This is a genomic window from Sulfitobacter sp. R18_1 (assembly GCF_017743915.1).
GTDB lineage: Bacteria > Pseudomonadota > Alphaproteobacteria > Rhodobacterales > Rhodobacteraceae > Sulfitobacter > Sulfitobacter faviae.
In genome coordinates, this window is the sequence record NZ_JAGHRG010000002.1 from 420,891 (window position 1) to 447,065 (window position 26,175).

At 62.7% G+C, this 26,175-nt stretch carries 25 protein-coding genes; 15 read left to right on the forward strand and 10 right to left on the reverse strand.

Going from position 1 to position 26,175, the window contains the following annotated elements; translation table 11 throughout:
• The first annotated feature begins 48 nt into the window (after positions 1–48).
• The 7 genes from J7392_RS07255 to J7392_RS07285 are packed head-to-tail and all read left to right on the forward strand — an operon-like array spanning position 49 to position 7,741.
• On the forward strand, positions 49–816 hold the full coding sequence (locus J7392_RS07255; protein WP_348540688.1) for an N-formylglutamate amidohydrolase: 768 nt from the start codon (positions 49–51) through the stop codon (positions 814–816).
• Entirely contained in the window at positions 813–1,379 is a 567-nt protein-coding gene (locus J7392_RS07260) for a TRAP transporter small permease subunit (protein ID WP_067268278.1), read from the forward strand. Before J7392_RS07255 ends, J7392_RS07260 begins: the two co-directional genes overlap by 4 nt.
• Positions 1,379–2,704 (forward strand): TRAP transporter large permease subunit, encoded by a 1,326-nt coding sequence (locus J7392_RS07265; RefSeq protein ID WP_209216937.1) that lies wholly within the window; start codon positions 1,379–1,381, stop codon positions 2,702–2,704. The genes J7392_RS07260 and J7392_RS07265 overlap by 1 nt, the downstream gene beginning before the upstream one ends.
• A 50-nt stretch (positions 2,705–2,754) precedes the next feature.
• Entirely contained in the window at positions 2,755–3,792 is a 1,038-nt protein-coding gene (locus tag J7392_RS07270; RefSeq protein WP_136720278.1) for a TRAP transporter substrate-binding protein, read from the forward strand.
• A gap of 59 nt (positions 3,793–3,851) precedes the next feature.
• Entirely contained in the window at positions 3,852–5,216 is a 1,365-nt protein-coding gene (locus J7392_RS07275) for a glutamine synthetase family protein (RefSeq protein WP_209216938.1), read from the forward strand.
• Positions 5,217–5,218: 2 nt separating this feature from the next.
• The gene (locus tag J7392_RS07280) at positions 5,219–6,592 is read left to right on the forward strand and encodes an aldehyde dehydrogenase family protein (protein ID WP_209216939.1); all 1,374 of its coding nucleotides are present in this window, start codon (positions 5,219–5,221) and stop codon (positions 6,590–6,592) included.
• A 3-nt stretch (positions 6,593–6,595) separates the two neighbouring features.
• Positions 6,596–7,741 carry an iron-containing alcohol dehydrogenase gene (locus tag J7392_RS07285; protein ID WP_209216940.1) on the forward strand — a complete coding sequence of 382 codons (1,146 nt, stop codon included), beginning with the start codon at positions 6,596–6,598 and terminating at the stop codon, positions 7,739–7,741.
• A gap of 58 nt (positions 7,742–7,799) precedes the next feature.
• On the opposite strand, the gene J7392_RS07290 is transcribed toward J7392_RS07285, so the two are convergent.
• Positions 7,800–8,270, reverse strand: coding sequence for a c-type cytochrome (locus J7392_RS07290; RefSeq protein ID WP_209216941.1), 471 nt, complete (start codon positions 8,268–8,270; stop codon positions 7,800–7,802).
• A 195-nt stretch (positions 8,271–8,465) separates the two neighbouring features.
• Between J7392_RS07290 and idi the strand changes: the two genes are divergently transcribed.
• On the forward strand, positions 8,466–8,996 hold the full coding sequence (gene idi, locus J7392_RS07295; protein WP_209216942.1) for an isopentenyl-diphosphate Delta-isomerase: 531 nt from the start codon (positions 8,466–8,468) through the stop codon (positions 8,994–8,996).
• Between the two features lie 18 nt (positions 8,997–9,014).
• Complete coding sequence (gene hemF / locus J7392_RS07300) at positions 9,015–9,896, forward strand: oxygen-dependent coproporphyrinogen oxidase (protein ID WP_209216943.1); 882 nt, start codon at positions 9,015–9,017, stop codon at positions 9,894–9,896.
• A gap of 246 nt (positions 9,897–10,142) precedes the next feature.
• Here hemF and hemE read toward each other — a convergent pair whose 3' ends face one another.
• Entirely contained in the window at positions 10,143–11,183 is a 1,041-nt protein-coding gene (hemE, locus tag J7392_RS07305) for a uroporphyrinogen decarboxylase (RefSeq protein ID WP_209216944.1), read from the reverse strand.
• A gap of 84 nt (positions 11,184–11,267) precedes the next feature.
• Here hemE and hemC point away from each other — a divergent pair, with 84 nt between their 5' ends.
• From hemC to J7392_RS07330, 5 genes are all read left to right on the forward strand, one after another.
• Entirely contained in the window at positions 11,268–12,215 is a 948-nt protein-coding gene (hemC, locus tag J7392_RS07310) for a hydroxymethylbilane synthase (protein WP_209216945.1), read from the forward strand.
• Positions 12,212–13,144: a LysR family transcriptional regulator gene (locus tag J7392_RS07315; protein ID WP_209216946.1), complete on the forward strand. Its 933-nt coding sequence runs from the start codon at positions 12,212–12,214 to the stop codon at positions 13,142–13,144. Before hemC ends, J7392_RS07315 begins: the two co-directional genes overlap by 4 nt.
• Positions 13,145–13,206: 62 nt before the next feature.
• The gene (locus J7392_RS07320) at positions 13,207–15,282 is read left to right on the forward strand and encodes a hydantoinase/oxoprolinase family protein (protein ID WP_209216947.1); all 2,076 of its coding nucleotides are present in this window, start codon (positions 13,207–13,209) and stop codon (positions 15,280–15,282) included.
• Positions 15,283–15,286: 4 nt separating this feature from the next.
• Entirely contained in the window at positions 15,287–16,996 is a 1,710-nt protein-coding gene (locus J7392_RS07325; protein WP_209216948.1) for a hydantoinase B/oxoprolinase family protein, read from the forward strand.
• Between the two features lie 98 nt (positions 16,997–17,094).
• Complete coding sequence (locus J7392_RS07330) at positions 17,095–17,784, forward strand: fumarylacetoacetate hydrolase family protein (protein WP_067628082.1); 690 nt, start codon at positions 17,095–17,097, stop codon at positions 17,782–17,784.
• 15 nt (positions 17,785–17,799) lie between these two features.
• On the opposite strand, the gene J7392_RS07335 is transcribed toward J7392_RS07330, so the two are convergent.
• The 4 genes from J7392_RS07335 to gabT form a co-directional block, all read right to left on the reverse strand.
• The gene (locus J7392_RS07335; protein WP_209216949.1) at positions 17,800–19,167 is read right to left on the reverse strand and encodes a tetratricopeptide repeat protein; all 1,368 of its coding nucleotides are present in this window, start codon (positions 19,165–19,167) and stop codon (positions 17,800–17,802) included.
• Positions 19,164–19,973: an alpha/beta hydrolase gene (locus tag J7392_RS07340; protein WP_209216950.1), complete on the reverse strand. Its 810-nt coding sequence runs from the start codon at positions 19,971–19,973 to the stop codon at positions 19,164–19,166. Before J7392_RS07340 ends, J7392_RS07335 begins: the two co-directional genes overlap by 4 nt.
• Complete coding sequence (locus J7392_RS07345) at positions 19,966–20,955, reverse strand: P1 family peptidase (protein ID WP_209217003.1); 990 nt, start codon at positions 20,953–20,955, stop codon at positions 19,966–19,968. The genes J7392_RS07340 and J7392_RS07345 overlap by 8 nt, the downstream gene beginning before the upstream one ends.
• Before the next feature lie 232 nt (positions 20,956–21,187).
• Positions 21,188–22,588, reverse strand: a complete 1,401-nt coding sequence (gene gabT, locus J7392_RS07350) for a 4-aminobutyrate--2-oxoglutarate transaminase (RefSeq protein WP_209216951.1) — start codon at positions 22,586–22,588, stop codon at positions 21,188–21,190.
• Positions 22,589–22,767: 179 nt separating this feature from the next.
• Between gabT and J7392_RS07355 the strand changes: the two genes are divergently transcribed.
• Positions 22,768–23,319: a cupin domain-containing protein gene (locus J7392_RS07355; protein WP_209216952.1), complete on the forward strand. Its 552-nt coding sequence runs from the start codon at positions 22,768–22,770 to the stop codon at positions 23,317–23,319.
• Between the two features lie 71 nt (positions 23,320–23,390).
• On the opposite strand, the gene J7392_RS07360 is transcribed toward J7392_RS07355, so the two are convergent.
• The 4 genes from J7392_RS07360 to J7392_RS07375 form a co-directional block, all read right to left on the reverse strand.
• Entirely contained in the window at positions 23,391–23,558 is a 168-nt protein-coding gene (locus J7392_RS07360; protein WP_209216953.1) for a hypothetical protein, read from the reverse strand.
• Positions 23,559–23,697: 139 nt separating this feature from the next.
• Positions 23,698–25,392, reverse strand: coding sequence for a histidine kinase dimerization/phosphoacceptor domain -containing protein (locus tag J7392_RS07365; RefSeq protein ID WP_247744481.1), 1,695 nt, complete (start codon positions 25,390–25,392; stop codon positions 23,698–23,700).
• A gap of 32 nt (positions 25,393–25,424) precedes the next feature.
• Complete coding sequence (locus J7392_RS07370) at positions 25,425–25,982, reverse strand: RNA polymerase sigma factor (RefSeq protein ID WP_067264157.1); 558 nt, start codon at positions 25,980–25,982, stop codon at positions 25,425–25,427.
• Positions 25,982–26,152 (reverse strand): NepR family anti-sigma factor, encoded by a 171-nt coding sequence (locus J7392_RS07375; protein WP_197470876.1) that lies wholly within the window; start codon positions 26,150–26,152, stop codon positions 25,982–25,984. The genes J7392_RS07370 and J7392_RS07375 overlap by 1 nt, the downstream gene beginning before the upstream one ends.
• Between the last annotated feature and the right edge of the window lie 23 nt (positions 26,153–26,175).

A 26,175-nucleotide genomic window follows, 5' to 3' on the forward strand; every position in this document is an offset into this window, starting at 1 on the left:
CAGAAGCCCCCCGCCCGAATGAGGTTTGATCTAATTGAGGGGGACAGGGTGTCAGAACAGTCAGATCTTTCGAATGAAGCCGTCGAGGTGATCAATGCCGGGGCCAAGGCCCCGCTGGTGTTGGTCTGCGAACATGCGGCGCGTGAGATACCGGCCTGCTACGACGGTCTGGGGCTGGATGCCGCGGCCCGCGAAAGCCATGTGGCTTGGGATCCCGGTGCCTTGGGCGTGGCCCGGGCCATGGCGCAGGATCTGGATGCGGTGCTGGTGGCGGGGCGCGTCTCGCGGCTGGTCTACGACTGCAACCGCCCGCCCGAAGCCCCGGGCGCGATGCCAGCGCAGAGCGAGATTTTCGCGATCCCCGGCAATGCCACGCTTGATGAGGCTGGCCGGGCCGAGCGGGTGGCGCGCTATTACGAGCCATTCCGCAAGACTTTGGCGGCAACGATCAAACGGGTCGATGCGCCTGCGATTGTCACGGTGCATAGTTTTACGCCGATTTACCACGGCAAACCGCGCAGCGTTGAGATCGGCATTCTGCATGACAGCGACACGCGTCTTGCCGATGCGATGCTCGCGGTGGCGTCGGAGTTCACGGACCTCAATGTCGAGCGCAACGCGCCCTACGGCCCGCAGGACGGGGTGACCCATACACTGAAGGAGCATGGGCTTGCCCATGGTCATCCCCATGTCATGCTAGAGATCCGTAATGACCTCATCACGACCGAAGCCGAACAGCGGCAGATGGCCGAGATAATCAGCAATTGGCTCCGTGCCGCCATGGCTCGGCCCGAGATGGAGGAGGTCAAGCCATGAGGTTCATCCGGGGCTATATCCGAGGCATCGACGCGATGAACCGGCGGATCGGGCGGATCATGATGTATGGCATATTTGTCCTGATGGGAGTGCTGTTGTGGTCCACCGTCAGCAAAGCCTTCTTCGTCCCCTCGCTTTGGACGCTGGAAATGGCGCAGTTTGTCATGGTGGGCTATTACATCTTGGGCGGTCCCTATTCGATCCAACTGGGGTCGAACGTGCGGATGGACCTGCTCTACGGCGATTGGTCGCTGCGCCGCAAAGCGTGGTTTGACCTCTTTACCGTGTTCTTCCTGATCTTCTATCTCTGCGTGCTGCTCTATGGGGCGGTAAGCTCTACCGCCTATTCGCTGGGCTACTGGGGGACCGAGCCGTTCAGCTTTTTCGGTGGCTTGATCACCGGCAGCGAAGAGGTTGGCCATATGGAGCAATCCAGCTCCGCATGGCGCCCCTATCTCTGGCCGATCAAGGTCGTGATGATCGTCGGCATCTTTCTGATGCTGCTGCAATGTCTGTCCGAGCTCGCGAAAGACGTGCTGCGGCTCAAGGGTGAGGCCATCTGATGTCCTATGAAATGATTGCGACATTGATGTTCTCGTCAATGATGCTGATGCTACTGACCGGCCAGCGGGTGTTTGGCGCCATCGGCTTTATCGCCGTGGTTTCGGCGCTGCTGCTCTGGGGCGACAAGGGCGGCTATGACATCGGTTTCGCCGCCGCGATGAAGCTGATGAAATGGTATCCGCTGCTGACGCTGCCGATGTTCATCTTCATGGGCTATGTCCTCAGCGAAAGCCGCATCGCCGATGACCTTTACCGCATGTTCCACGTCTGGATGGGCGGGGTGCGCGGCGGGCTGGCGATTGGCACGATTGGCCTGATGGTGCTGATCTCGGCGATGAATGGGCTTAGCGTGGCGGGCATGGCGATCGGCTCGACCATCGCGCTGCCGGAACTGCTGAAACGCGGCTATGACAAAAGGATGGTCACGGGGGTGATCCAGGCGGGGTCGAGCCTTGGCATCCTCGTGCCGCCTTCGGTGGTGCTGGTGCTCTACGCGATGATCGCGCGGCAGCCGGTGGGGCAGTTGTGGCTTGCCGGGGTCATCCCGGGGTTGATGATGGCAGCGATGTTCATCGCCTATATCGTCATCCGCTGCCGGATGAATCCCGAACTTGGTCCCATACTCTCAGCCGAGGATCGCGACATTCCCCGTGCCGAGAAGCTGCGCCTTCTGCGGGCGGGCATCTTGCCGCTGGTGATCTTTGCGGTGATGATGGTGCCCTTCGTCAACGGTTGGACAAGCTTGGTCGAAAGCTCGGCCATCGGTGCTGCGGCGGCGTTCTTTGCTGCCGTTCTCAAGGGCCGCATGACCCGCGAGGTTTTCGAGAACTCCGTGCGCAACACCTTGGGCATCACCTGCATGTTCATGTGGATCATCCTCGCCGCCCTCGCCTTTGGCGCGGTCTTTGACGGGCTGGGCGCGGTGAAAGCGATTGAGAGCCTGTTCACCGAGAAGATGAACCTGAGCCCTTGGATGATCCTGATCATGATGCAACTCAGCTTCATCATCATGGGGACCTTTCTTGATGACACCGCGATGCTGGTCATCGTGGCGCCGCTCTATGTGCCACTCGTCGGTGCGCTGGGCTTTGATCTGATCTGGTATGGTATCCTGTACACGATCACCACGCAGATCGCCTATATGACCCCGCCGTTTGGCTATAACCTGTTCCTGATGCGCGCCATGGCTCCGCCGGAGATTACCCTGCGCGACATCTATGCTTCGATCACGCCCTTCGTGCTGGTGATGGTCTTGGCGCTGATACTTGTCATGGTCTTCCCGCAGATCGCGACCTGGCTGCCTGATTACATCTACGACAAATAACAACGAGAGCCGCGCAAAGACGGCCTGATATTTCAACAAAGGAGAGACGTATGACCACTCGCAGAAAGTTTCTATCCGGGGCCGCCGTCGCCGCCCCAGCGGCCCTTGCCGCGCCGTCCATTGTCCATGCCCAAGCGCCGATCAAATGGCGCATGCAGACCTATGCCGGTGCTGCCTTGGGTGAGCAGGTGACCAAACCTGCCGTCGATTACATCAACGCCGCCGCCAATGGCGAGATGGAGATCGAACTGTTCTACGCCGACCAGATCGTCCCCACCGGTGAGCTGTTCCAAGCCATGCAGCGCGGCACCATCGACATGGTGCATTCCGATGACGACTCCATGGCCTCGCCCACGCCGCTGCAGCAGTTCGGCGGCTACTTCCCCTTCGCCACCAAGCACATCCTCGACGTGCCGGTGCTGTTCAACCAGTACGGCTTGGCCGAAATCTGGAAAGAGGAATATGCCAAGGTCGGTGTTGAATGGCTGTCGGCTGCGGGCCAAGACCCCTGCAACTTCAACACCACCAAAGAGATCAAATCGGTCGCCGATCTGGACGGTCTGAAGCTCTACACCTTCCCCACCGCGGGCCGCTTCCTGTCGAAGTTCGGCGTGGTGCCGGTGAACATTCCCTACGAGGACGCTGAAGTCGCCGTGCAAACAGGCGAGCTCGACGGCATGGCGTGGTCCGGCATCACCGAGGACTACACCGTCGGCTGGGCCGATGTGACCGACTACTTCCTGACCAACAACATCTCGGGTGCTTGGATCGGGTCGTTCTTCGTCAACCAGCAGCAGTGGGCCGATCTGCCGGATCACCTCAAGCAGCTGGTCATGGCGGGGATCGAAGCGGGCCACACCTACCGCAACCAGTGGTACTGGGGCGGCGAGGCGCGTCTGCGGGCGCAGGGCGACAAGCTTAAGCTCAGCACCGTGCCTGCCGACGAATGGGCCGAGGTTGAAAACGCGGCCAAGGACTTCTGGACAGAGATCGCCGAAGAAGGCGAAGTGCACGCCAAGATCGTGCAAATCTTCCGTGACTATAACGAAGTCATCAACAAAGCCGGTCCGCCCTACACCAACGGCTGAACCGACAACCGGGGGCGCGCTGCCTGCGCCCCCGCCTTACCCCCTGAAGTGGACAGAACATGCCCGGCACACTGACATTCGACGCGCTGAAAAAACTGGTCAAAGAAGGATCCGTCGATACGGTTCTTGCGTGCCTTGTGGACATGCAAGGCCGGTTGATGGGCAAGCGCTTCCATGCCGTCAACTTCGTCGAGACCTCTTATAAAGAAACCCATTGCTGCAACTACCTGCTGGCTACCGACCTTGAGATGGCCACGCCCGAAGGCTTTGCCTCGACCTCGTGGGAGACGGGTTACGGCGACTATGTGATGCAGCCCGACCTCGACACGATCCGCCCGGTGCCGTGGCTGGAGGGAACGGTGATGGTGCTTTGCGACGTGCTGGATCACGACACGCATTCCCCGGTGCCGCATTCCCCGCGCGCCATGCTGAAGAAACAAATCGCCCGGCTGAAGGAACTGGGTTTCGACGCCATGATGGCGACCGAGCTGGAGTTCTTCCTTTTCGAGCAGAGCTTTGACGCGATCCGCAAGGGCGGCTACCGCGACCTCACGCCGATCAGCGGCTATAACGAGGACTACAACATCCTCCAGACCACCAAGGAAGAGAACGTCATGCGCCCGCTGCGCAACCATCTCTTCGCCGCCGGTCTGCCGATCGAGAACTCCAAGGGCGAGGCCGAAGCCGGTCAGGAAGAGCTCAACATCCGCTATTCAGAGGCGCTCGATTGCGCCGATTATCACACGATTGCCAAACATGCGGTCAAGGAGATCGCGTGGCAGCAGGGCCATGCGGCAAGCTTCCTGCCCAAGTGGCACAAGGACCGCGTCGGCTCTTCCAGCCACGTCCATCAGTCGCTGTGGAAAGACGGCGAAGCGGCTTTCTTTGACAGCGAGGGTGAGTTGGGCATGTCCGATCTGATGCGCCACTATATGGCCGGTCTGATCGCCTATGCGCCGGAATATACCTATTTCCTCGCCCCCTATGTGAACAGCTACAAGCGCTTCGCCAAAGGCACCTTCGCCCCGACCAAGACCGTCTGGTCCGTCGACAACCGCACCGCGGGGTTCCGCCTCTGCGGGGCAGGGACAAAGGGCGTGCGGGTCGAATGCCGTATTGGCGGATCGGACCTAAACCCTTATCTGGCGCAGACGGTCATGCTGGCTGCCGGAATCAAAGGGATCGAAGACAAGATGGAGCTTGCCCCGCCCACACGCGGCGATGCTTATGGCGAGTCCGACGCTGTCGATATCCCCCAGACCCTGCGGGCAGCAACCGAGACCCTGCGCGGCTCGACGTTCCTGCGCGAGGTCTTGGGCGACGATGTAGTGACCCATTACACCCGCGCGGCGGAATGGGAGCAGGAAGAATATGACCGGGTGGTGACCGATTGGGAAATCGCCCGCGGCTTTGAAAGGGCCTGAGAATGACGACGGTAAAATGTATCTCTCCGATTGACGGTTCGGTCTATGCGGAACGCGAAACCCTGAGCACGGAAGCAGCGCAAGACGCTGTCGCCCGCGCCCGCCGCGCGCAAAAGGCATGGGCCGCGCGCCCCTTGCAGGAGCGTGTCGATCTGGTGATGGCCGCGCTGAAAGAGATTGAGAATTCCACCGACCGGATGACCGAGGAACTGGCCCATCAGATGGGCCGCCCGGTGCGCTACGGCGGTGAGTTCGGCGGCTTGCAAGAACGCACCAGCCACATGGCCAAGATCGCCGCCGATGCGCTGGCGCCCAAGGTGATCGAGGACAGCGCCGCCTTCAGCCGCAAGATTATGCGTGAGCCGCACGGCGTGGTTTTCGTCGTGGCACCGTGGAACTACCCCTATATGACCGCGAACAACACCATCGCGCCTGCGTTGATCGCGGGCAATTCGGTGATCCTGAAGCACGCCTCGCAGACCATTCTGGTCGGTGAACACCTCGCCGATGCCTACCGCGCCGCGGGCGTGCCCGAGGATGTGTTTCAAAACGTCGTGCTGAGCCATGACACAACCTCGGCGTTGATCGCCGACAACGCCTTTGATTTCGTCAACTTCACCGGCTCTGTCGGCGGTGGTCAGGCGATGGAACGCGCCGCGGCGGGCACCTTTACAGGCGTGGCGACCGAACTGGGCGGCAAAGACCCCGCCTATGTCCGGGCCGATGCCAATCTCGACGCGGCAGTCGATGGTGTGATGGACGGCGCGATGTTCAACGCGGGCCAATGCTGCTGCGGGATCGAGCGGATCTATGTGCACGAAAGCCTCTATGACGCCTTTGTCGAAAAGGCCGTGGCATGGGTGAATAACCTCAACCTCGGCAATCCGCTGGATCAGGCCACGACGCTTGGGCCGATGGCCAACGTGCGTTTCGCCAATGAGGTCCGCGCGCAGATCGATGAGGCCGTGGCGGCAGGTGCCAAGGCGCACATCGATAGAATGCCCGCCGATGATGGCGGTGCCTATCTGACGCCGCAGGTGCTGACCGATGTGACCCATGAGATGCGCGTCATGCGTGACGAAAGCTTCGGCCCCGTTGTCGGCATCATGCCGGTCAAGGACGATGAAGAAGCCATTGCGTTGATGAACGACAGCCAATTCGGTCTGACCGCCGCGATCTTTACCGCCGATGCCGAGGCCGCCGAGGCCATCGGCCAGCGGTTGGAAACCGGCACCGTCTTCATGAACCGTGCCGACTATCTGGACCCGGCGCTGTGCTGGACCGGCTGCAAGCAAACCGGGCGCGGCGCGGGCCTGTCTGAACTGGGCTATCACGCGCTGACACGCCCCAAATCCTACCACCTCAAGAAAGCCTAAGACATGTCCCTGACTGCCAATTGGTCTTACCCCACCGCCATCCGCTTCGGCGCGGGCCGGATTAAAGAGATTGCCGAGGCCTGCGCCGCTGCGGGCATCAAGAAGCCGCTGTTGGTCACCGACAAGGGGCTGGCCTATCTGCCCATCACCCAGTCCACGCTGGACCTGATGGAGGCCGAAGGTCTGGGCCGCGCGATGTTCTCGGACGTGGACCCGAACCCGACCGAGATGAACGCCGAGGCGGGCATCAAGGTTTACCGCGACGGCGGCCATGACGGCGTGATCGCCTTTGGCGGTGGCTCCGGTCTCGATCTGGGCAAGGTCATCGCCTTCATGGCGGGCCAAACCCGCCCCCTGTGGGATTTCGAGGATATCGGCGATTGGTGGACCCGCGCCGATGCGGATGGCATCGCGCCCATCGTGGCCGTGCCGACGACCGCCGGCACAGGCTCGGAAGTGGGGCGTGCCAGCGTCATCACCAATTCCCAGACCCATGAGAAAAAGATCATCTTCCACCCCAAGATGCTCCCCGCTGTCGTGATCTGCGACCCAGAACTGACCGTCGGCATGCCGCCGATGATCACGGCAGGCACCGGGATGGACGCGTTCGCCCATTGTCTGGAAGCCTTCTGCTCGCCGCATTACCACCCGATGAGCCAAGGCATGGCGCTGGAAGGGATGCGTCTGGTCAAGGAATACCTGCCCCGCGCCTATGCCGATGGCAGCGACCTTGAGGCGCGCGGCCATATGATGTCCGCCGCTGCCATGGGCGCCACAGCGTTCCAAAAGGGTCTGGGCGCCATCCATGCCATCAGCCACCCGATCGGGGCGGTGCATCACACCCATCACGGCACCACCAACGCCGTGGTCATGCAGCCGGTTCTGCGCATGAACCGCCCCGCAATCGAAGAGCGGCTGGCCAAGGCGGCGGCCTATCTCGATATCGTGGGCGGCTTTGACGGGTTCTACGATTTCGTCGGCAAGCTGAACGAAGAGTTGAACATCCCCAGCTCGCTGACTGCCCTTGGGGTGACTGACCCGGACATTGAAGCGCTGGTGGCCTCGGCCCTGCAAGACCCCAGCTGCGGCGGCAACCCCATTGAGCTTACCAAAGAGAACGTCACGCAGCTGCTGCGCGACTGCTTCTGATCCGAAACAAAAAGGGGGGCCAGATGGCCCCCCTTTCGCATTGCGCTGAATGCGCGAATTACTCGGTCGCCTCTGCCGCCTCTTCGGTCTCGGTCACTTCCGGCCCGACGGAGACCAGATAGGCCCAAACGTCTTTCGCGTCTTCTTCGTCTCTCAGACGGTAAGACATTTTCGACTTGGCCCGTTTCGTATCAAGATACTCGGCCAAAAACCCCTTGGGGTCGGCGACGTAGCCTGTGAAACTCTCTTCGTCCCATGTCAGCCCGGCTTCGCCCGCAGCCACGATGGAATCGCCATAGCGGTAGTCTTCGACGGAACCCGCCACGCGGTTGTAGATCCCATAAAGGTTCGGCCCCGTACGGCCCCCTTTTTGGATATCGTTGCCCTCATCATCCGAGATCATGTGGCAGCTTTTGCATTTACGAAAGACCTTTTCCCCGGCTTCGGCGTCACCGGAGGCATGGCTTTCCGCCCAAAGGGGCGTGGCCCCGAGGCAGATGGCGAAGATCGACGCGATACGCATGTTCATTCTGAGTTCCTTTGTCAGTCTGACTTGAAACTAGCGTTTGGGGCGAAGGGGTAAAGGATGTTCACTGCGCCAAAAGGTAGCACGGGCGCAGGGCGGGTCGGTTAGCGGTTGAGACTAGGGGGAAATCCCCCGATAACTGCCGGTGAATTTCTTCTGCGCCGAGGGTGAGATGAACACAACGGTAAGCCGCATCTGATGGAGATCATGGTCCCCGCCTGGGTCGACGGCACCCTGCAACCGGTCGAAAAGCTCGCCGCGCATGAACGCGGTTTGCGGCATATGGCGGTTTCGGTCTTTGTCATCTCCGACGGCAAGCTGCTGATGCAGCAGCGCGCGCTTGGCAAATATCACACCCCCGGTCTCTGGGCGAACACCTGCTGCACGCATCCGCATTGGGGCGAGCCGCCCGAGGAATGCGCCGCGCGGCGTTTGGACGAAGAGTTGGGGATCACCGGGCTGGCCTTGCAGCATCGGGGTCGGGTCGAATACCGCGCCGATGTCGGCGGAGGGCTGATCGAACATGAGGTGGTCGAGGTCTATCTCGCCCATGCCGCGCCGGATCTGACGATCACGGAAAACCCTGACGAAGTGATGGCGACGCGCTGGATCACCCTTGGCGATCTACATGCCGACCTCGCGCAGCATCCCGATGACTATACGCCTTGGCTGCGGATTTACATGGCCGAACACGAAGGTCTGATCCTTGGCGGCGGGGCGATGGAATAACAGAAAGGCGGGCCAGAGATGACCGACGACATGCAAGACCAAAAGACACGTGCGGCGGATTGGTTCCGCAAGCTTCGCGATGACATCGTTCAGGCGTTCCACGACATCGAAGCGCGTCATGTGGGCGAGGAAGAGGCCGGGCGTTTCGTGGTCAGCAACACCACCCGCACTGCCCCCGATGGATCGGACGCCGGTGGCGGTGAGATGTCCGTCATGCGCGGGGGCCGTGTGTTCGAGAAGGTGGGCGTGAATATCTCCACCGTCTACGGCGAGTTGGGCGAGCGGGCGCAGGCCGCCATGGCCGCGCGCAAAGGGTTGCCCGGCATGGCCGAAGATCCGCGTTTCTGGGCCTCGGGCATCAGTCTGGTCGCGCATATGCAAAACCCACATGTGCCTGCGGTGCATATGAACACCCGCATGTTCTGGACCCCGCATGCATGGTGGTTCGGTGGCGGCGCGGATTTGAACCCTTGTATCGAGTATGACGAGGACACCGACCATTTCCATGCCGAGATGAAGGCCGCCTGCGACCCGCATGGGGCCACGCTATACGATGAGTTGAAGGCTTGGGCGGATGAGTATTTCTACATCCCCCATCGCAAACGCGCGCGGGGTGTGGGTGGCATCTTTTACGATGACCGCAACAGCGGCGATTGGGAGGCGGATTTCGCGCTGACACAGGATGTGGGCCGCGCGTTCCTGCCCGCCTATGTGCCCGTGGTCGACAAACGGCGCGAGATGCCGTGGGACATGGACGACAAGGACGTGCAACTGCGGCACCGGGGGATCTATGCTGAGTATAACCTTGTCTACGACCGGGGGACGAAGTTCGGGTTGGAGACGGGGCATGATCCGGATGCGGTGCTGATGAGCCTGCCGCCGATGGCGAAGTGGGTTTGAGGTAGCCACCCCGGCCCGGAATCAAGCCGTAGGCGCCGGGCCATCGCCTGCCCGCCCGCCACGCCAAAGGCGTGCCGCAATATTGAGGGCGCACCTTCGGTGCGACCGGGTAGGCGATTTGATATGGCTTGGCGTGACCTCGAGGGCGCACATCAAGGCTGATAGATAAAGTGGCTATAACAGCCGTCAGATCGCCCACCCGCGGGCAGGCGATGGCCCTCGATCTAAACTTTGGGCGTTGGCTTGTTACCCCCGCGTCCCGCGAACGGTATCAATCATCAACTGCACATTCTCCGGATCCGCATCCGGCGTGATCCCATGCCCCAGATTAAAGATATGCGGCCCCTTCGACAGCGCATCGCAAATCGCCCGGGTCTCCTGCACCAGCGCATCCCCACCCGTCACCATATGCGAGGACTTCAGGTTGCCCTGCACACAGCCATGCGGCTGCACATGTTCGGCCACCCACTCGGCGCTCACCCCGTCATCGACGGCGATGCAATCGGCCCCCGTGGCGGCATGTAGATTGGCGAAACGCGCCCCGGCTCCACGCGGGAAGGCGATCACCGGCACGCCCGGATGACGCGCCTTCAGCGCGCTGATGATCTGGCGCAGCGGCTCTGTCGAATAGCGGTCGAAATCCGTGCCTTCCAGCGATCCGGCCCAACTGTCGAAGAGCTTGACCACCTCGGCCCCCGCCTTGATCTGCATGTCGAGGTATTCGATCGTCGCCAGCGTGATCCGCTCCATCAGCGCATCGAACACCTCGGGGTTCTCGTCCTTCAGCGCGTGGGCTGGCCCCTGATCCGGCGTGCCTTTGCCCGCGATCATATAGGTCGCCACCGTCCAAGGCGCGCCTGCGAAACCGATGAGCGTCGTCTCTTCGGGCAGTTCGCGCGACAGGATGCGCACGGTCTCGTAAATCGGGGCGAGGTGGTCGTGAATGGCGTCCGCCGGTTTCAGCGCTTCCATCTCGGCCTTGGTGGTGATCGTCGACAGACGCGGCCCCTCACCGGTGACGAACCACAGATCGGCACCAAGCGCCTGCGGTACCAGCAGGATGTCGGCGAAAAGGATCGAAGCGTCGAAACCATAGCGGCGGATCGGCTGCAACGTCACCTCGGCGGCCAGTTCCGGGTTGTAGCACAGCGACAGGAAATCGCCTGCCTCGGCCCGGGTTGCGCGATACTCAGGCAGGTAGCGCCCGGCTTGCCGCATCATCCAGATCGGCGGTGTCGGCAGGGTTTCGCCCGCAAGGGCGCGCAGGATGGTCTTATTCGCAGTCATTATGGCGTTCCTATTTGTGGCAAACCCGTAGGTAGCGCAGGTACAGCAGTTGTCAGTTCATGTCGACGGGGGTAGGGATGCGTCATGACGTATCAGCTTCCCACCCCGGCCCGGCCTCTCAACATCGGCACACGCGGATCGCTTCTGGCGCTCGCGCAGGCGAATGAGGTGCGCGACCGGCTCGCCGCCGCCTTCGATCTCCCGTTCGAGGCTTTCACCATCGTCGTGATCAAGACCACGGGCGACAAGATCATCGACCGCCCGCTGAAAGAGATCGGCGGCAAGGGGCTGTTCACCCGCGAGATCGAGGCCGCGCTGCTGGACGGCTCCATCGACATCGCGGTGCATTCGATGAAGGACATGCCGACGCTGCAACCCGAGGGGCTGTTGATCGACACCTATCTGCCGCGCGAGGATTGCCGTGATGCTTTCATCTCGCCGCATCTCAAGTCCATCGCCGAGTTGCCCGAAGGCGCGGTCGTCGGCACCTCCAGCCTGCGCCGCCGCGCGCAGGTGAAACTGCGCCGCCCCGATCTGGAAGTCGTCGAGTTCCGCGGCAACTTGCAGACTCGTTTGAAAAAACTCGATGACGGTGTGGCCGAAGCGACCTTCCTCGCCATGGCAGGGTTGAACCGCTTGCAAATGGACGACGTGCCGCAGGCCGCCGTGCACCCCGACGACATGCTTCCCGCCATCGCGCAGGGGGCCATCGGGGTTGAGCGGCGCGAGGACGACAGCCGCGCCGCCGAGATGCTTTCGGCGATCCATGACCGCAAGACCGGGGAACAGCTTGCCGCCGAACGCGCGTTCCTCGCCACCCTCGATGGCTCTTGCGAGACGCCAATCGCCGGTCTGGCCGAACTCAACGGCACCGAGATGCGCCTGCGCGGGCAGGTGCTGCGCCCCGACGGGTCTGATGCCATCGGCGATGACGTGACCTGCGCCATTTCCGACGGCGCCGCGGCGGGCGAGGCGATGGCCCGCAAGCTTCTGGCCGAGGCCGGACCGGGTTTCTTTGACTGGCGCGAATGATCGGCAATCTCTTCACGCTGAAACAGCTTGAAGCGCTGATCTGGGTCGCAGGCCTAGGCAGTTTCCGCCGCGCCGCCGCGTATCTGAACACGACACAGCCCAATATCTCGGCCCGGATTTCCGGGCTGGAGGCAACCTTGGGCGTCACCCTGATGCAGCGCGATGCCGGGTCGATCCGGCTCACCGAAAAGGGCAGCGCGCTGCTGGCCCAAGCGCGCCGCGTGCTGCGCGAGGCCGAAGCACTGGTCGAGACCGCTGCGCGGCCCGACCTGATCGACGACAGCCTCCGCCTTGGCGTGACCGAAGTGGTTGCCAGCACATGGCTGCGCCCCTTTCTGCGCGCGCTGGCCGAGGTCTATCCCAATCTCACTGTCGAACTTACCGTCGATCTGTCGCGCGATCTGGATCAGGAGCTTGCCGCCCATGCGCTCGACCTGACCCTGCAAACCGCACCCTTCTCGACCCCGGCGAGCGGGCAGCTGGATCTGGCGACCTATGACTACATCTGGGTCGCCGCGCCGGAATTGGCCGCCCAGATCGGCCCCGCGCCCGACTTCGACGCCATGCTGCGCCATCCGGTGCTAGGCCATGCGCGCCATACCCAGGCCCATTCCGATCTGATCGGCCATTTCGACGGCACGACCGCCCCCAAGGCCCGTTTGGTGCCCTCCAGCAGCCTGTCGGCGGCGATGAACATGGTGCTCGACGGGATGGGCGTGGCGGTGATGCCGCGTGTGATGGTGGCAGGCGCGTTGGCCGAGGGGGCGCTGCGGATTCTGCCCGCCACGTGGCACCCGCGCCCGCTGCAAGTTGCCGCGCGTTATCACGCGGATCGCACCCCCGCCTATGTCGCCCGCGCCGCCGAACTGGCCCGCGACTGCGCCCGGAGCTTCGATGTCGAGGATCGAAAAAACCTTTCACACCCATAGAATATAATAATTTGCAACAATGCTGCGCCCGCTCCTATCCTGCGCTCAAACAGGAGTGAGACATGGCATCAACCATCCGACTGGGCGTAGACATCGGCGGCACCTTCACCGACGTGGTGCTGGAAAAGGGCGGCGAGAGTTTCTCAACCAAGGTGCTGACCACCTATGCCGCGCCCGAGAACGCGATCATCGACGGGATGCATCAGGTCTGCGCCAAGGCCGGGATCACGCCCGCCGACCTCACCCAGATCATTCACGGCACCACGCTGGCGACCAACGCGCTGATCGAACGGCGCGGGGCCAAGACCGCGCTGATCACCACCCAAGGCTTCCGTGACGTGATCGAGATGCGGACCGAAAGCCGGTTTGAGCAGTATGATCTAAACCTCAACCTCCCCGAACCGCTGCTACCGCGCCAGATGCGCTACACGGTGGAGGAGCGTGTCGATGCCACCGGGGCGGTTCTGCACCCGCTCGACCGCGCCGAGGTCGAGGCGCTGGCGGACCGCATCGCCGAGGCGGGTTATGAAAGCGTCGCGGTCGGGCTGATCCATAGCTATCTGAACGACGCACATGAGCGCATGGTCCGCGAGGTGTTGGAAGAGAAGCTGCCCGGCGTTATGGTGTCGATCTCCTCCGAGGTCTCGCCGCAGATGCGCGAGTACGAGCGGTTCAACACCGTCGTCGCCAATGCCTATATCAAGCCGCTGATGAAGAGTTACCTCGGACGGCTCGAAGGGCGCCTGCAGGAGGAGGGTGTCTCCTGCAACATCTTCCTCATGCATTCGGGCGGCGGCATCATCTCGATTGAAAGCGCTGCCGAATTCCCGGTGCGGCTGGTGGAGTCGGGCCCGGCAGGCGGGGCGGTCTTTGCCGCCAATATCGCCGCGCGCTATGGGCTCGACAAAGTGCTGAGCTTTGACATGGGCGGCACCACAGCCAAGATTTGTCTGATCAAGAACCAGACGCCCAAGACCAGCCGGGTCTTTGAGGTGGCGCGGACCTATCGCTTCAAGAAAGGCTCCGGCATGCCGATCTCGATTCCGGTGATCGACATGGTCGAGATTGGCGCGGGCGGCGGCAGCCTCGCCCATGTGGATGCCATGCGGCAGATCCGGGTGGGGCCGGAAAGCGCGGGCTCCGAGCCTGGGCCGGCCTGTTACGGGCGCGGTGGGGAGAAGCCCGCGGTGACCGATGCCGACCTCGTACTGGGCAAGCTCGACCCCGACAATTTCGCGGGCGGTTCGATCCGGCTCGAAACAGCCAATTCCGAGACTGCATTGAGCCAAGTTATCGGGCAGGAGCTCGACATGGACGCTGCCACCGCCGCCTTCGGTCTGGCCGAGGTGGTGGACGAGAACATGGCCAATGCCGCGCGGGTGCATGCGGTGGAGAACGGCGAAGACCTCAGCGATTACACGATGATCGCCTTCGGCGGCGCGGCCCCGCTACATGCCGGGCGGCTCTGCGAGAAGCTGGGTGTCGAGCGTCTGTTGGTGCCGCCCGGTGCCGGGGTCGGCTCGGCCATCGGTTTCCTCCGCGCGCCCTTCAGCTTCGAGGCCAACCGCTCGGTCTATATGAAGCTGTCGGACTTCGACGCGACCCGCATCAAGGCGCTGCTGGCGGAACTGCGGGACGAGGCCACGGGCTTTGTCCGCAATTGCGATGCCGGGGCCGAGATCCTGTCGGAATACAAGGTCTACATGCGGTACAGCGGACAGGGCTGGGAGATCCCAATCGTGCTGGACGAAGCGGACGCGCTGAACCCCGATGCCGCGCGTTTCGAGGCCTTGTTCGAGGCCGATTACGCCAAGCTTTTCGGCCGTACCGTCGAGGGCTTGGACATCGAGATCACGGTTTGGTCGGTCAATGCTACCACTCCGCCCGAAGAGGTCGCGCGCACGGCGGAACAGTCCCCGGGTGCGGCGGCGGATGTGGCTCTAACACGGCGCATTTTCGACCCGGCGCTTTCTGAGTACTGCGAAGCCGACGTCGTGTTGCGCGGTCAGATGGCCCCGGGCCAGACCGCCGAAGGCCCCGCCGCCATCACCGAGGATGAGACGACAATCATCCTGCCCGCCTCGCGCCGGGCGATCTGCCAGCCCGACGGCTGCATCGACATCACCGTGAAAGGGTAAGCCCATGGCACAGACACATTCCAACGTCGCCTATCAGGTCATGTGGAACCGCCTTATCTCGGTGGTCGAAGAACAGGCGCAGGCTTTGGTGCGCACCGCCTTCTCGACCTCGGTGCGCGAGGCGGGGGACCTTTCGGCAGGCGTCTATGACACCGACGGTCAGATGCTGGCGCAGGCGGTCACCGGCACGCCGGGCCACGTCAACGCCATGGCCGACGCGGTGGCGCATTTCATCCGCCGCATCGGGCGGCAGAACATCCTCGAGGGCGACGTCTATATCACCAACGACCCTTGGGAAGGCACCGGGCATCTACACGACATCACCATGGTCACGCCGTCGTTTCACCGCGGCAAGCTGGTGGGGTTCTTTGCCTGCACCGCCCATATTGTCGACATTGGCGGCCGCGGGTTCGGCGCCGATGCGGCAAGTGTCTACGAGGAAGGGCTCTACCTGCCGATCATGAAATTCGCCGATGCGGGCAAGGTCGACGAGACGCTGGTGCGGATCATCCGCGGCAACGTGCGCGAGCCGGACCAGCTGATTGGCGACATCTACGCGCTGACCACCTGCAACGAGATCGGCCACCGCCGGCTGGTTAATATGATGGAGGAGTTCGCGCTCGACGATCTCACCGGCATCGCCGGTTTCATTTTAGACAATTCCCGCCGCGCCACCTTGGAACGCATCGCCGCCCTGCCGCGCCAGCAGGCAACCGGCGAGATGACCATTGACGGGTTCGACACGCCGATCACGCTGAAGGTCACCGTGAGCATTGCCGAGGATCACATCCTATCGGATTTCAACGGCACGTCAGGGATCGACAAGAAGGGCATCAACTGCCCGCTGGTCTATACCAAGGCCTATGCCTGCTACGCCTTGAAATGCGCCATCGCGCCGGAGATCCCGAACAACGCCGCTTCGCTGGAGCCGTTCCGGATCACCGCGCCCGAAGATACCATCGTCAACGCCGTGCACCCCGCCCCGGTGGCGCTGCGGCATATCGTGGGTCACTTCGTGCCCGACACGGTCTATGCGGCGCTGGATCAGATCCTGCCGAACCTCGTTCCAGCGGAGGGGGCGGGGTGTCTGTGTAACTTCCAGGTCAGCCTGCGGCCCCGCACCGATGCGAAAGCGCCCGCAGGCGCGCGCCGGGCCGAGGTTCTCACCTTCAACTCCGGCGGCTCGGGCGCGCGACCCGAACATGACGGGCTCAATGCCACGGCCTTCCCCTCGGGCGTGATGACCATGCCGGTGGAGGCCACGGAACACGCCGGTCCCGTCGTCATCTGGCGCAAGGAATTGCGCCCCGATAGCGGCGGCGCGGGCCGCCAGCGCGGCGGGCTGGGGCAATACATGGAGGTCGGTGCGCGCGAAGGGCATGAGTTCGACATGCAGGCGATGTTCGACCGCGTCGACCACCCGGCGCGCGGTCGGCAGGGCGGCAAGCCCGGCGCGCCCACCACCATCGCCCGCGATGACGGCACGCCGATGCGCGGCAAGGGCAAACAGTTCGTCCCGCATGGGGCGAAGGTGATGATGGCCTTCCCGGGTGGTGCCGGCTACGGCCCCGCCGAGGAACGCCCCAAGGAGTTGGTGAAACGCGACCTTCTGCGCGGCTACATCAGCGCCGAGGTGGCGGCGGCGGACTATGGTCTGAGCGCCGAGGACATAGCCGAGGTGCAAGAGGCCATCCGCAAAGGCGCCGAACTGTGAAAGAGTGGCCGCTCAAAGGCTTATAAGCGTGAGGGGTCATTGACTGTTACAAAGCGCGGGTGTTCCTTGGCGGCATTATGCCAAAAGGAACACCCGTGATGTATGTGATTGATCCCCCCAAGCAAAGCAGCCTTGCCGTTCAAGGCACCAGCGACCGTTTCCCGGTGCGCCGTGTCTTTTGCGTGGGCCGCAACTATGAGGCGCATGTGCTTGAGATGGGCAATGACATGCGCGACCCGCCGTTCTTTTTCACCAAACCCGCCGATGCCACGCTGGATACCCCCTGCACCGTGCCCTATCCGCCGCTGACGGAGGATTTCCACTTCGAGGCAGAGCTTGTCATCGCCATCGGCAAGGGCGGCGCGAATATCGCGGAGGCCGATGTGATGGATCACATTTGGGGCGCCTCGGTGGGCATTGATTTCACCCGCCGCGATCTTCAGGCGCAGGCCAAGAAGATGGGCCGCCCGTGGGACTGGTCCAAGGCCTTTGACAACTCCGCGCCCATCGCGCCGATCCTGCCCATAGCCGATGTCCCCTCGGTCGAGAAGGGCCGCCTTTGGCTTGCCGTGAATGGCGAGATGAAGCAGGAGGCCGATCTGTCGCAGATGATCTGGTCGGTGCGGGAGCATACCGCCACGCTGTCGCAGGCCGTGACCTTGGCACCGGGTGACATCATCATGACCGGCACGCCTGCCGGTGTCGCGGCGGTGCAGCCCGGCGATGTGATCACCGGGGGGGTCGACGGCATCTCCGAGTTCGAAGTCACCGTCGGCCCGCGCGCCTAAAGCGCGCGGCTCGGTCTAGGCCCCGGCCAGCGTGCGCTCTGCCCGCGCGCGGGCTTGGGCCGCCAGATCGGGCAGGCCGGTCTTTTCATAGACCTCGCCCAGCATCAGGTTCAGCGGCACGCCATCGGGGTCATAGGTCCGGCGCATCTCAAGCACCTGCTGCGCGGCAGAGGCCCGGCCATCGCGCACCAGCGCGTCGAGGTGGATTTGCTCGAACAGGTCCCGCTGCGCATGGCTGCCGCCACATTCGGCCATGCGGGGCAGGGCCGTGCCAAGCTCGCGGATCGCCGTGGCCCACTCCCACTTGGCATGGGCGGCGATGCCACGGGCGGCGGGCAGTGCGACTTCGGCCCATGCGGCGTGGTCATGGGCGGCAGTCTCACTCGCGCAGGCATTGATCGCGGTGAGCATCTCTGCCGCCTCGGGCCGCCCGGTGCGGCAAAGGGCATAGAGATATTGCAACGTCAGGAAGGGGCTCACCGTATCCGCCCCCCGCGCCGCCACATGGTCGGCCACATCGCCCCAACGGTCGCCCACATCGACGCCCGCGAATTCCATCCGCGCCAGCAGGGACACGGCGCCGACTTGGTCTTGGGAATAGTCCTTCTCCAGCCCCCAGATATGCTGGTCATAGGCGGCGCGCACATCGTTGTGACGGCCCTGCGAGAGGTAGAACAGCGCCAGATGCCACCAATTGTGGCTCCGCATGAAGGAGTTCAGATCGCTCCACGTCTCGGCCACGCTTTCCATGAAACGCGCGCCTTCGGCGACACGGCCTTGCGTTAGCATCACATGGGCCAGCGCGTGATGCGCCCAAGGCTCATCATGGCGCAATTCCATCGCCCGGCGGGCAGCAGCCTCGGCCCGGTCGAGCAGATGGCATTGCTCATAACCAAAGGCGATCATGCCGTGGGTATAGGCGATGTCTTCGGCCTCGGGCAGGGATTTTAACGCTAGGCGCAACATGCCTGCGGCATCGCCGGTGTTGAACAGGTGGTATTGCGCCAGCTTCAGCATTGCCAGATCGCGCGGCCATTTATCGGTGATGGCATCACAGGCGGCGACGAGGGCGGGCACATCGCCGTCGATCCAATGCCCAACGGCGCGGATCACTTCTTGTTCGCGAGCATTGGCGCCGGGGGCTGCCTTGGCGCGGTCCAGATAGGGGCGGGCCTTCTCAGGGGCGATGGGGTGTTCGAGGAACATCCACAAGAGCGCCGCATAGGCATTGACCAGCGGGCCATCGGGGTCGGCATCGGCGGCGGCAATGATGCCCGCGGCCTTGGGTTGGTAGGACAGGAAGCCGTGGATGAAGTCATTGACCGCCTGCAAGGTTTCCGGGCGGTCGGTAGAGGTTTCCAATCCGTAAAGGTCTTGTGTCATCTCGGGTCTCCGGCGGTGTCGTGGAATTGGCGCAGGTGGTGGGCGATGGCCTCGGCGGCGTCCCAATGGATCGAATGGCCCGCCTCGGGCAGGGTGGTCTGGGTCACATTTGGGATCTCCGCAAAAGCCTCCTCGGCGGCGGCGCGGGGGATCAGCAGGTCTTCGGCCCCGTGGAGCACTTGGGTCGGGCAGGTCAGATCAGCGGGCCGCACCGTGGGGCGGAACCCGCGCAGCGCTTCGAGTTGATGGGCCATGGCATCCGCGCTCTGCGCATGGGGATAGGCCAGTGCTGCGGCGAGGGCGGCCTCGGTATTGTCAGGATCAGTGAAGAAACCGGGGGCAAAAATCCAAGGGTAGAGCGCGCGCAGCCAAAGCTGCTCCCCTTCCGGCGCGCGGCGCACGGCGAGCAGCGCATCGAAGACTGCCATGGTCCGGGGGGCGCGAACCGGGGCGGAGGCGAGGATGCTCAACGCTTGGATGCGACCCGGCGCGAGGCCAAAAAGCTCCATCGCCATCAGCCCGCCCATCGAATGGCCGACGACGTGAAAGGTATCATGCCCCAGATGATCCATCAGCGGCAGCGCATCCCGCGCCATCTGCGCGACGGAGGTTTCGGCATCCCAAGGGGTCGTGCGCCCGGTGCTGCGGTTGTCGGGCCGGATCAGGGTGAAGTGATCGGAAAGCAAAGGGGCCAGTGCGCCCCAACTCGCGCTGTCGCTCAGCATCCCGGCCAGCATCAAAAGCGGCGGGCCGCGCCCGTCGACCTCATAATGAAGTGAAATATCGGAGAGGGGCAGATCAGGCATTCAGGGTGCTCCAACAAGGCAAAAGATCCCCATCGTCGGGGGTGGCCGCATAGATGGCGCGGGCGATGGCGCGCGACAGGCAGAGCGCCGCGGCATGGCCGATCATCGCCACATCCCCCGCAGGTCGCGCCGCGGTCGAGAGGGAGAAGACCAGATCGCCGTCATTGGGCATATGCGCAGGCACCACGGCGCGGGCGATGCCGTCATGGGCCGCCACGGCGACGCGCTGGCATTCGGCCTTGGTCAGCGTGGCATCGGTGGCGACGATGGCGATGGTGGTATTGGCGCGGGCCGACATGGCCGCCATCTTGCGGCTCTCGAAGCTCAGCCCCAACCCGGTGGATGGGTCCGGCCCCAGCCCGCCGAACTCTCCGTCGATCTCAAAGGGGGCGGCGTGGAAGTAGCGGTCACCGGGGGTGGTGACGGCGCCCACCGGATTGGCCCCGACAAGCGCGCCGACCGTGCTGCCATCGGGCAATTGCAAACTGGCGGAGCCGAGGCCCCCTTTGACCATCGCGCTTAGCGCGCCGGTGCCCGCACCGACCGAGCCGATTTGAAAATCTTCGCCCGCCGCTTCCAAGGCTTGGCGGCCAAGATCGGCATAGGGGTTCTGCGCCCAATCCTTATCGCCGCCGTTCAGCAGATCGAAGAGGATCGCGCCGGGCACCAGCGGGATCAGCGCGTCCCCCACGCGAAAGCCGCGGCCCTGTGCGCGCAGGGCATCGACCACGCCCGAACAGGCATCCAGCCCATAGGCAGAGCCGCCCGAGAGCACCAGCGCATCGACCGCCGCGACGGTCTTGTCGGGGGCCAGCAGGTCTGTCTCGCGCGTGCCGGGCGCGCCGCCCATGACGTGGACAGAGGCGGTGAAAGGCGCGTCGCCGATCAGCACGGTGCTGCCGGATTTCAGCCGCGCATTCTGCGCATTGCCCACCTTCAGCCCCGTCACATCGGTGATCAGGTTACGCGGGCCGGGACGCATCGGCGCGTTCATGGCAGGCTCTTCACGTGAAACATCCCCGCAAGGGTGCGCATGGGGCAGGGGGCTAACAAGGGCATCGTCACTCCGGCGTTGATTTCGGGCGGAGTTTGCGCGCTTGCTCGGCGGATGCCAAGGGCCGAGGTGGGACAAGATGCCCCCGCCGGAGGCACGCCATAAAAATGGGCGCGCAGGTTGCCCCGCGCGCCCGATCCATCCGGTGTGACCGTTTGGTTTACTTCTGCTCTTCAGCCACAGCGGCGGCGACGGCCTCTTCAAAGATGGCGAGCCCCTCTTCGACGATGGCGTCGGAGGCTGTCAGCGGGACCATCACGCGCACAGCATTGCCATACATGCCACAGCTCAGCAGCAGCAGGCCGCGCTTCAGCGCATGGGCGATGACCCGTTTGGTGAAATCGGCGTCGGGCTTTGCGCTGTCGAAGTCGGTCACGAATTCAACGGCGACCATCGCGCCAAGGCCGCGGATGTCCCAGAACCGGAAGGGCGCGGAACGCTCGCCAATCTCGGCAAAGCGGGCTTTGAGGGTTTCGCCCATCGCGGTCGAGCGGGCCAGCAGACCTTCGTCTTCGATCGCCTCGATGGCTGCCAGTGCCGCCGCGCAGGCCACAGGGTTGCCGCCATAGGTGCCGCCCAAGCCGCCGGGGGCCATCGCGTCCATCACATCGGCGCGGCCGATGACACCCGCCAGCGGATAGCCACCTGCCATGGATTTCGCCACGGTGATCAGGTCTGGCACCACGCCGGAATGCTCGATCGCGAACCATGTGCCGGTGCGGCCAAAGCCCGCCTGCACCTCGTCTGCGATCAAAAGAATGCCATGCTGGTCACAGATCGCGCGCAGCTCTTGCATCATCTCGAAAGGTACGGGGGTGTAGCCGCCTTCGCCAAGAACCGGTTCGATGATGATCGCGGCAACACGCTCGGGCTGGGCATCGGTGAGGAAGAGGTTCTTCAGCCCGGTCAGCGCGTCCTGCACGGTGATCCCGTCGCGCACAGAAGGGAAAGGCGCGCGGAAGACATCCGCGGGGAAGGGGCCGACATCTTTCTTATAGGGCGTGACCTTGCCGGTCATGCCAAGCGTCAGCAGGGTGCGGCCGTGGTAGCCGCCGGTAAAGGCGATGACGCCCGGGCGTCCGGTGGCAGCGCGGGCGATTTTCACCGCGTTCTCAACGGCTTCGGCACCAGTGGTGACCAGGAGCGTCTTCTTGGGCGCGTCACCGGGGGCGAGCGCATTCAGCTTCTCGGCCAGGTCGACGTAAGGCCCGTAGGGCACGACCTGAAAGCTGGTGTGGGTGTAGTGATCTTCCTGCGCCTTGGCGGCCTCGACCACCTTGGGGTGACGGTGCCCGGTGTTCAGCACGCCGATGCCGCCGACGAAGTCGATGTAGCGGTTGCCCTCCACGTCCCACAGCTCGGCGTTCTCGGCATATTTCGCGTAGATCGGTGCGGCGGAGGCGACGCCGCGCGGCACGGCGGCATCGCGGCGCGCGATGAGGTCGGCGTTGGTCTGACCGTCGGGCTGGGTCGCGGGGTTGGTTTCGACCACGGAGATCTGCGGCGCGGCTTTGGCCTTGGCCGCGGATTTCCGGGGTGATTTCTTGACGGTGCTGGACATGGAACAGATACCTTATTGCGAAAGAGAGGGGCAGTGACGTGTCGTTTAAAAAATCCATATTCCGTTTAATATAATTGTCAATCGCGATCACAGCCTCTATCTAACAATTCCCGTGACCCCCGGTTGACCCAAGGCCGTGCCCCGTGGCGGCGGCGCGGGGGCCTACAAAGGACAAGCCATTGAACGTCGGCGATAAACTCAGAGCGATCCGCAAGAAACATGGGCTCTCTCAACGGGAGCTTGCGGCCAAGGCCGGGCTGACCAATGGCACGATATCGCTGATCGAAAAGAACCGAACCAGCCCCTCGGTAGCCTCACTCAAAAGCCTGTTGGACGCGATTCCCATCAGCATGGCCGAGTTTTTCGCCATTTTGGAAGAAGACGACAGCGCCAAAGTCTTCTACCGCGCGGAAGAGTTGACCGAGATTTCACCGAGCCATCAGGGCGGCGTATCCCTGCGCCAGTTGGGCAGTGCCGCACATCACGCGCTTCAGGTGTTGCATGAAACCTATGAGCCCGGCGCCGATACCGGACCTGAGTTTCTGAGCCATGAGGGCGAAGAGGCGGGGGTCGTGGTGCGCGGGAGCATCGAAGTGACGGTGGATGGCGCGGTCAGCCTGCTTCATGCCGGGGATGGATATCTGTTCGACAGCCGCCTGCCGCATCGGTTCCGCAACACCGGGTCCGAGAGTTGTGAGATCGTCAGCGCCTGTACCCCGCCCAGTTTTTAAAAAAAGGTGCCCCATAAATATCGACCGCCCCGAGCATTCTGCTCGGGGCGGTCGATAGGGGGTGTCAGGTCTTAGTAGTCTGACCGGTAGTTCGACCTTTGGGCCTCCGGTTGCTGTTTTTCGCGCCCGGTGCGGTCCTCATCCGGGTGAAGTTCCCTTCGGCCCGTGGTGAGGGCAAGGATGATGACCGCCGCTAAGGTCAGGATGGTCAGACCGCCGAGAAAAAGCTCCGTGGTCATCTCCGTGTTCCTTTTTAGCACTGCGTTTCAGGTGCTCAACCGCGCGCAGGCCAAAGGGTTCCGACAAATTTTTCGCCTATGATGAGTCTGTGATCGCTCCGCCACGTTTCGGGCCAGATTCCATTGGGGCTTTGGCGCCTCAGTAATCGTAGATCATTTTACTGTCGGTCGGGACGTGGAAGTTCACTCTGATCTGATAGATGTCGTCGTTGGTTTCCACCTCGACCTGGCCGTTCAACTGGCGGGTAAAGGCGAGGATCAGACGCGAGCCTAGCCCGGTGCCGGATTTCACCTCTTCGGGGTTGCCGATGGTGTTGCGCACTTCGAGCATCGCCTGCTCTGGCCCGGTTTGGATCAGTTTAAGCGAAATAAAGCCTTTGCCATGTTCGACCGTCGAGACGTATTTAAGCGCATTGGTCAGCGCCTCAGAAACCAGCAGGGTCAGCGGCGCGGCATCGTCGGCGTCGATCTTGATCGGCTCGAAGGACTGTTCCACCTTCACGCCAGAGCCGGAAGGCAAGCCGACAGAAAGCATCTGGCCCACAATCTCACGCAGCAACTCGCTGGCATTGACGCGGACCAGATCGTCATTCTGATAGAGGTTCTTATGCACCGTGGCGAGGCTGAGGATACGGTCTTGCAGCCTGCGCAACACGAAACGCGCATCTTCGCTTTTGGCCTGCCGGATCTGCATGTTCATGATCGAAGAGATCAGTTGCAGGTTGTTTTTGACCCGGTGGTGCACCTCTTTCAGCAAGATGTTTTTCTGCCGAAGGCTGTCTTCCAATGTCGCCTCGTCCCGCAGGATGGATTCCGCCATGCCAACAAAAGCAGCCTCCATCTCGACCAATTCAGTGGGAACCGAGGGGCCGAGTGTCCCACGCGGCAGGGTGCGGTTCAGCGCGAAGCGCCGCATCTGCCGCCCGAGTTTACGGATATGGTTGATCGCCAGACGGTTCAGCGCCCAGAAGGCCACGATAAGGCTCGCCAGCCACATGACGATGGGCAAAAGCGCGCTGAGGCGGGTCGAAACGCCGGTGTCCAAAAACGGGGTGTTGCTGGGCCAAACGCTAAGCGCGAAGACCGTGTCGGGCACGATCGGGACGATCACATAGGCGCGTTCTTGGCCGTCGGAATTTTGCGAAAGAAAGACATTGGGCTCTTTGGTGGTCAAGAGCGACAGGGCGACATCGCTGGGATATTCTGTCTTGGCCACCTCTAGCCCGTTTTCGGTGGTAAGGATATGACCCATCTTATTGAGGGTCATCATCGCAACGCTGCTGTGTTTGCTCTTGGGCTCGCGGATCGCGTTGATCGCATCCTCGGGGATGCTGAGTGCCATGAAGCCGATCAACTCGCGCTCTTCGTAGACCGGCGCGTTGATCAGCGTGACCACTTGATTGCTGACCGCCCCCTGCAACACTGGCATCGCGCGGCGGACCGGGTTTTCCAGCAGGGTCTGGAAATTCTCATCCTGCGAAAAGTCATGATCCTGCCCCGTGGAGGAGCAGGTCATTTGTCCGTCTAGCCCGATGAAACCCACAAGCGAATAGATGTCTGACGCCTGTTTGTATTCCCTAAGGAAAGCCGTGCATTCCTCGGGATCTTCCCGCCTGAGCCGCACGATGGCGGTGAGCGCTTCTGCCGCGCCAAAGGCCTCTTGGATTACCCGGCGTTCCGCCGCAGAGGCTTGTTCCGTCACGGCGATCAGCGATAGCTCCGCGCTTTGGCGGCTTTGATCCGCGATCTGCCGTGTCTGTACAACCGCGATCAGCCCGATGGGCAAAAGCGCGAGAGACAGAAACAGCAGGATACGGATCGTCAGCCCACGCATCAGATCACCGCTGAAGAAGCCAGATGTCATATTTAGAAAGAGGAAACTTTAGATGCGGATAGGACAGACATTGTTGCGTCATCGGTCATTTCAAGCGACTCGTCGTCATGGTGACCCAGCAGTTCGGCAAGGCGGGCACGCGCCCGGTTGGTGCGGCTTTTGATGGTGCCAACAGCGACCCCACACATTTCCGCAGCCTCTTCGTAAGAGAAACCGGAGGCCCCGACAAGAAGCAGTGCTTCTCGTTGTTCGTCCTTCAAAAGGGCCAGTGCCTTGCGGAAGTCGGTCATCTGCATGTGGCCATCGTGCGCGGGCTTTTCGGCCAGCCCATCGGTCAGCACGCCATCCACGTCCGAGACTTCGCGCTTCGCCTTGCGGCGCGAGGAATAATAGGTGTTACGCAGGATCGTGAAGAGCCAAGCACGCATATTCGTGCCTTCTTGGAACTTTTCGATGTTGGTCCACGCCTTGACCAAGGTATCCTGCACCATGTCGTCTGCCGTGGCACCATTGCGTGTCAGGCTGATGGCAAAGGCCCGCATGGCCGGCAGATGTTCTACCAGCTCGTCGCGCGGATCGGGACGGGTCATTATGACGTTCCTTTTTCTGAATCCTGTTCCTTCAACTTCTGAAGCAGATCCTTGAAACGATCAGGGATGCCTTCTTCGAGCGTCTCATCGAAGACCCGTTTGAGGTTGTCGTCGATGACGCGCTCGCGCTCGTCCTTGTTTCCTGAATTCACTAACATCACCTCTGGCATCGTCGTCTCGTTTGAATAATTAT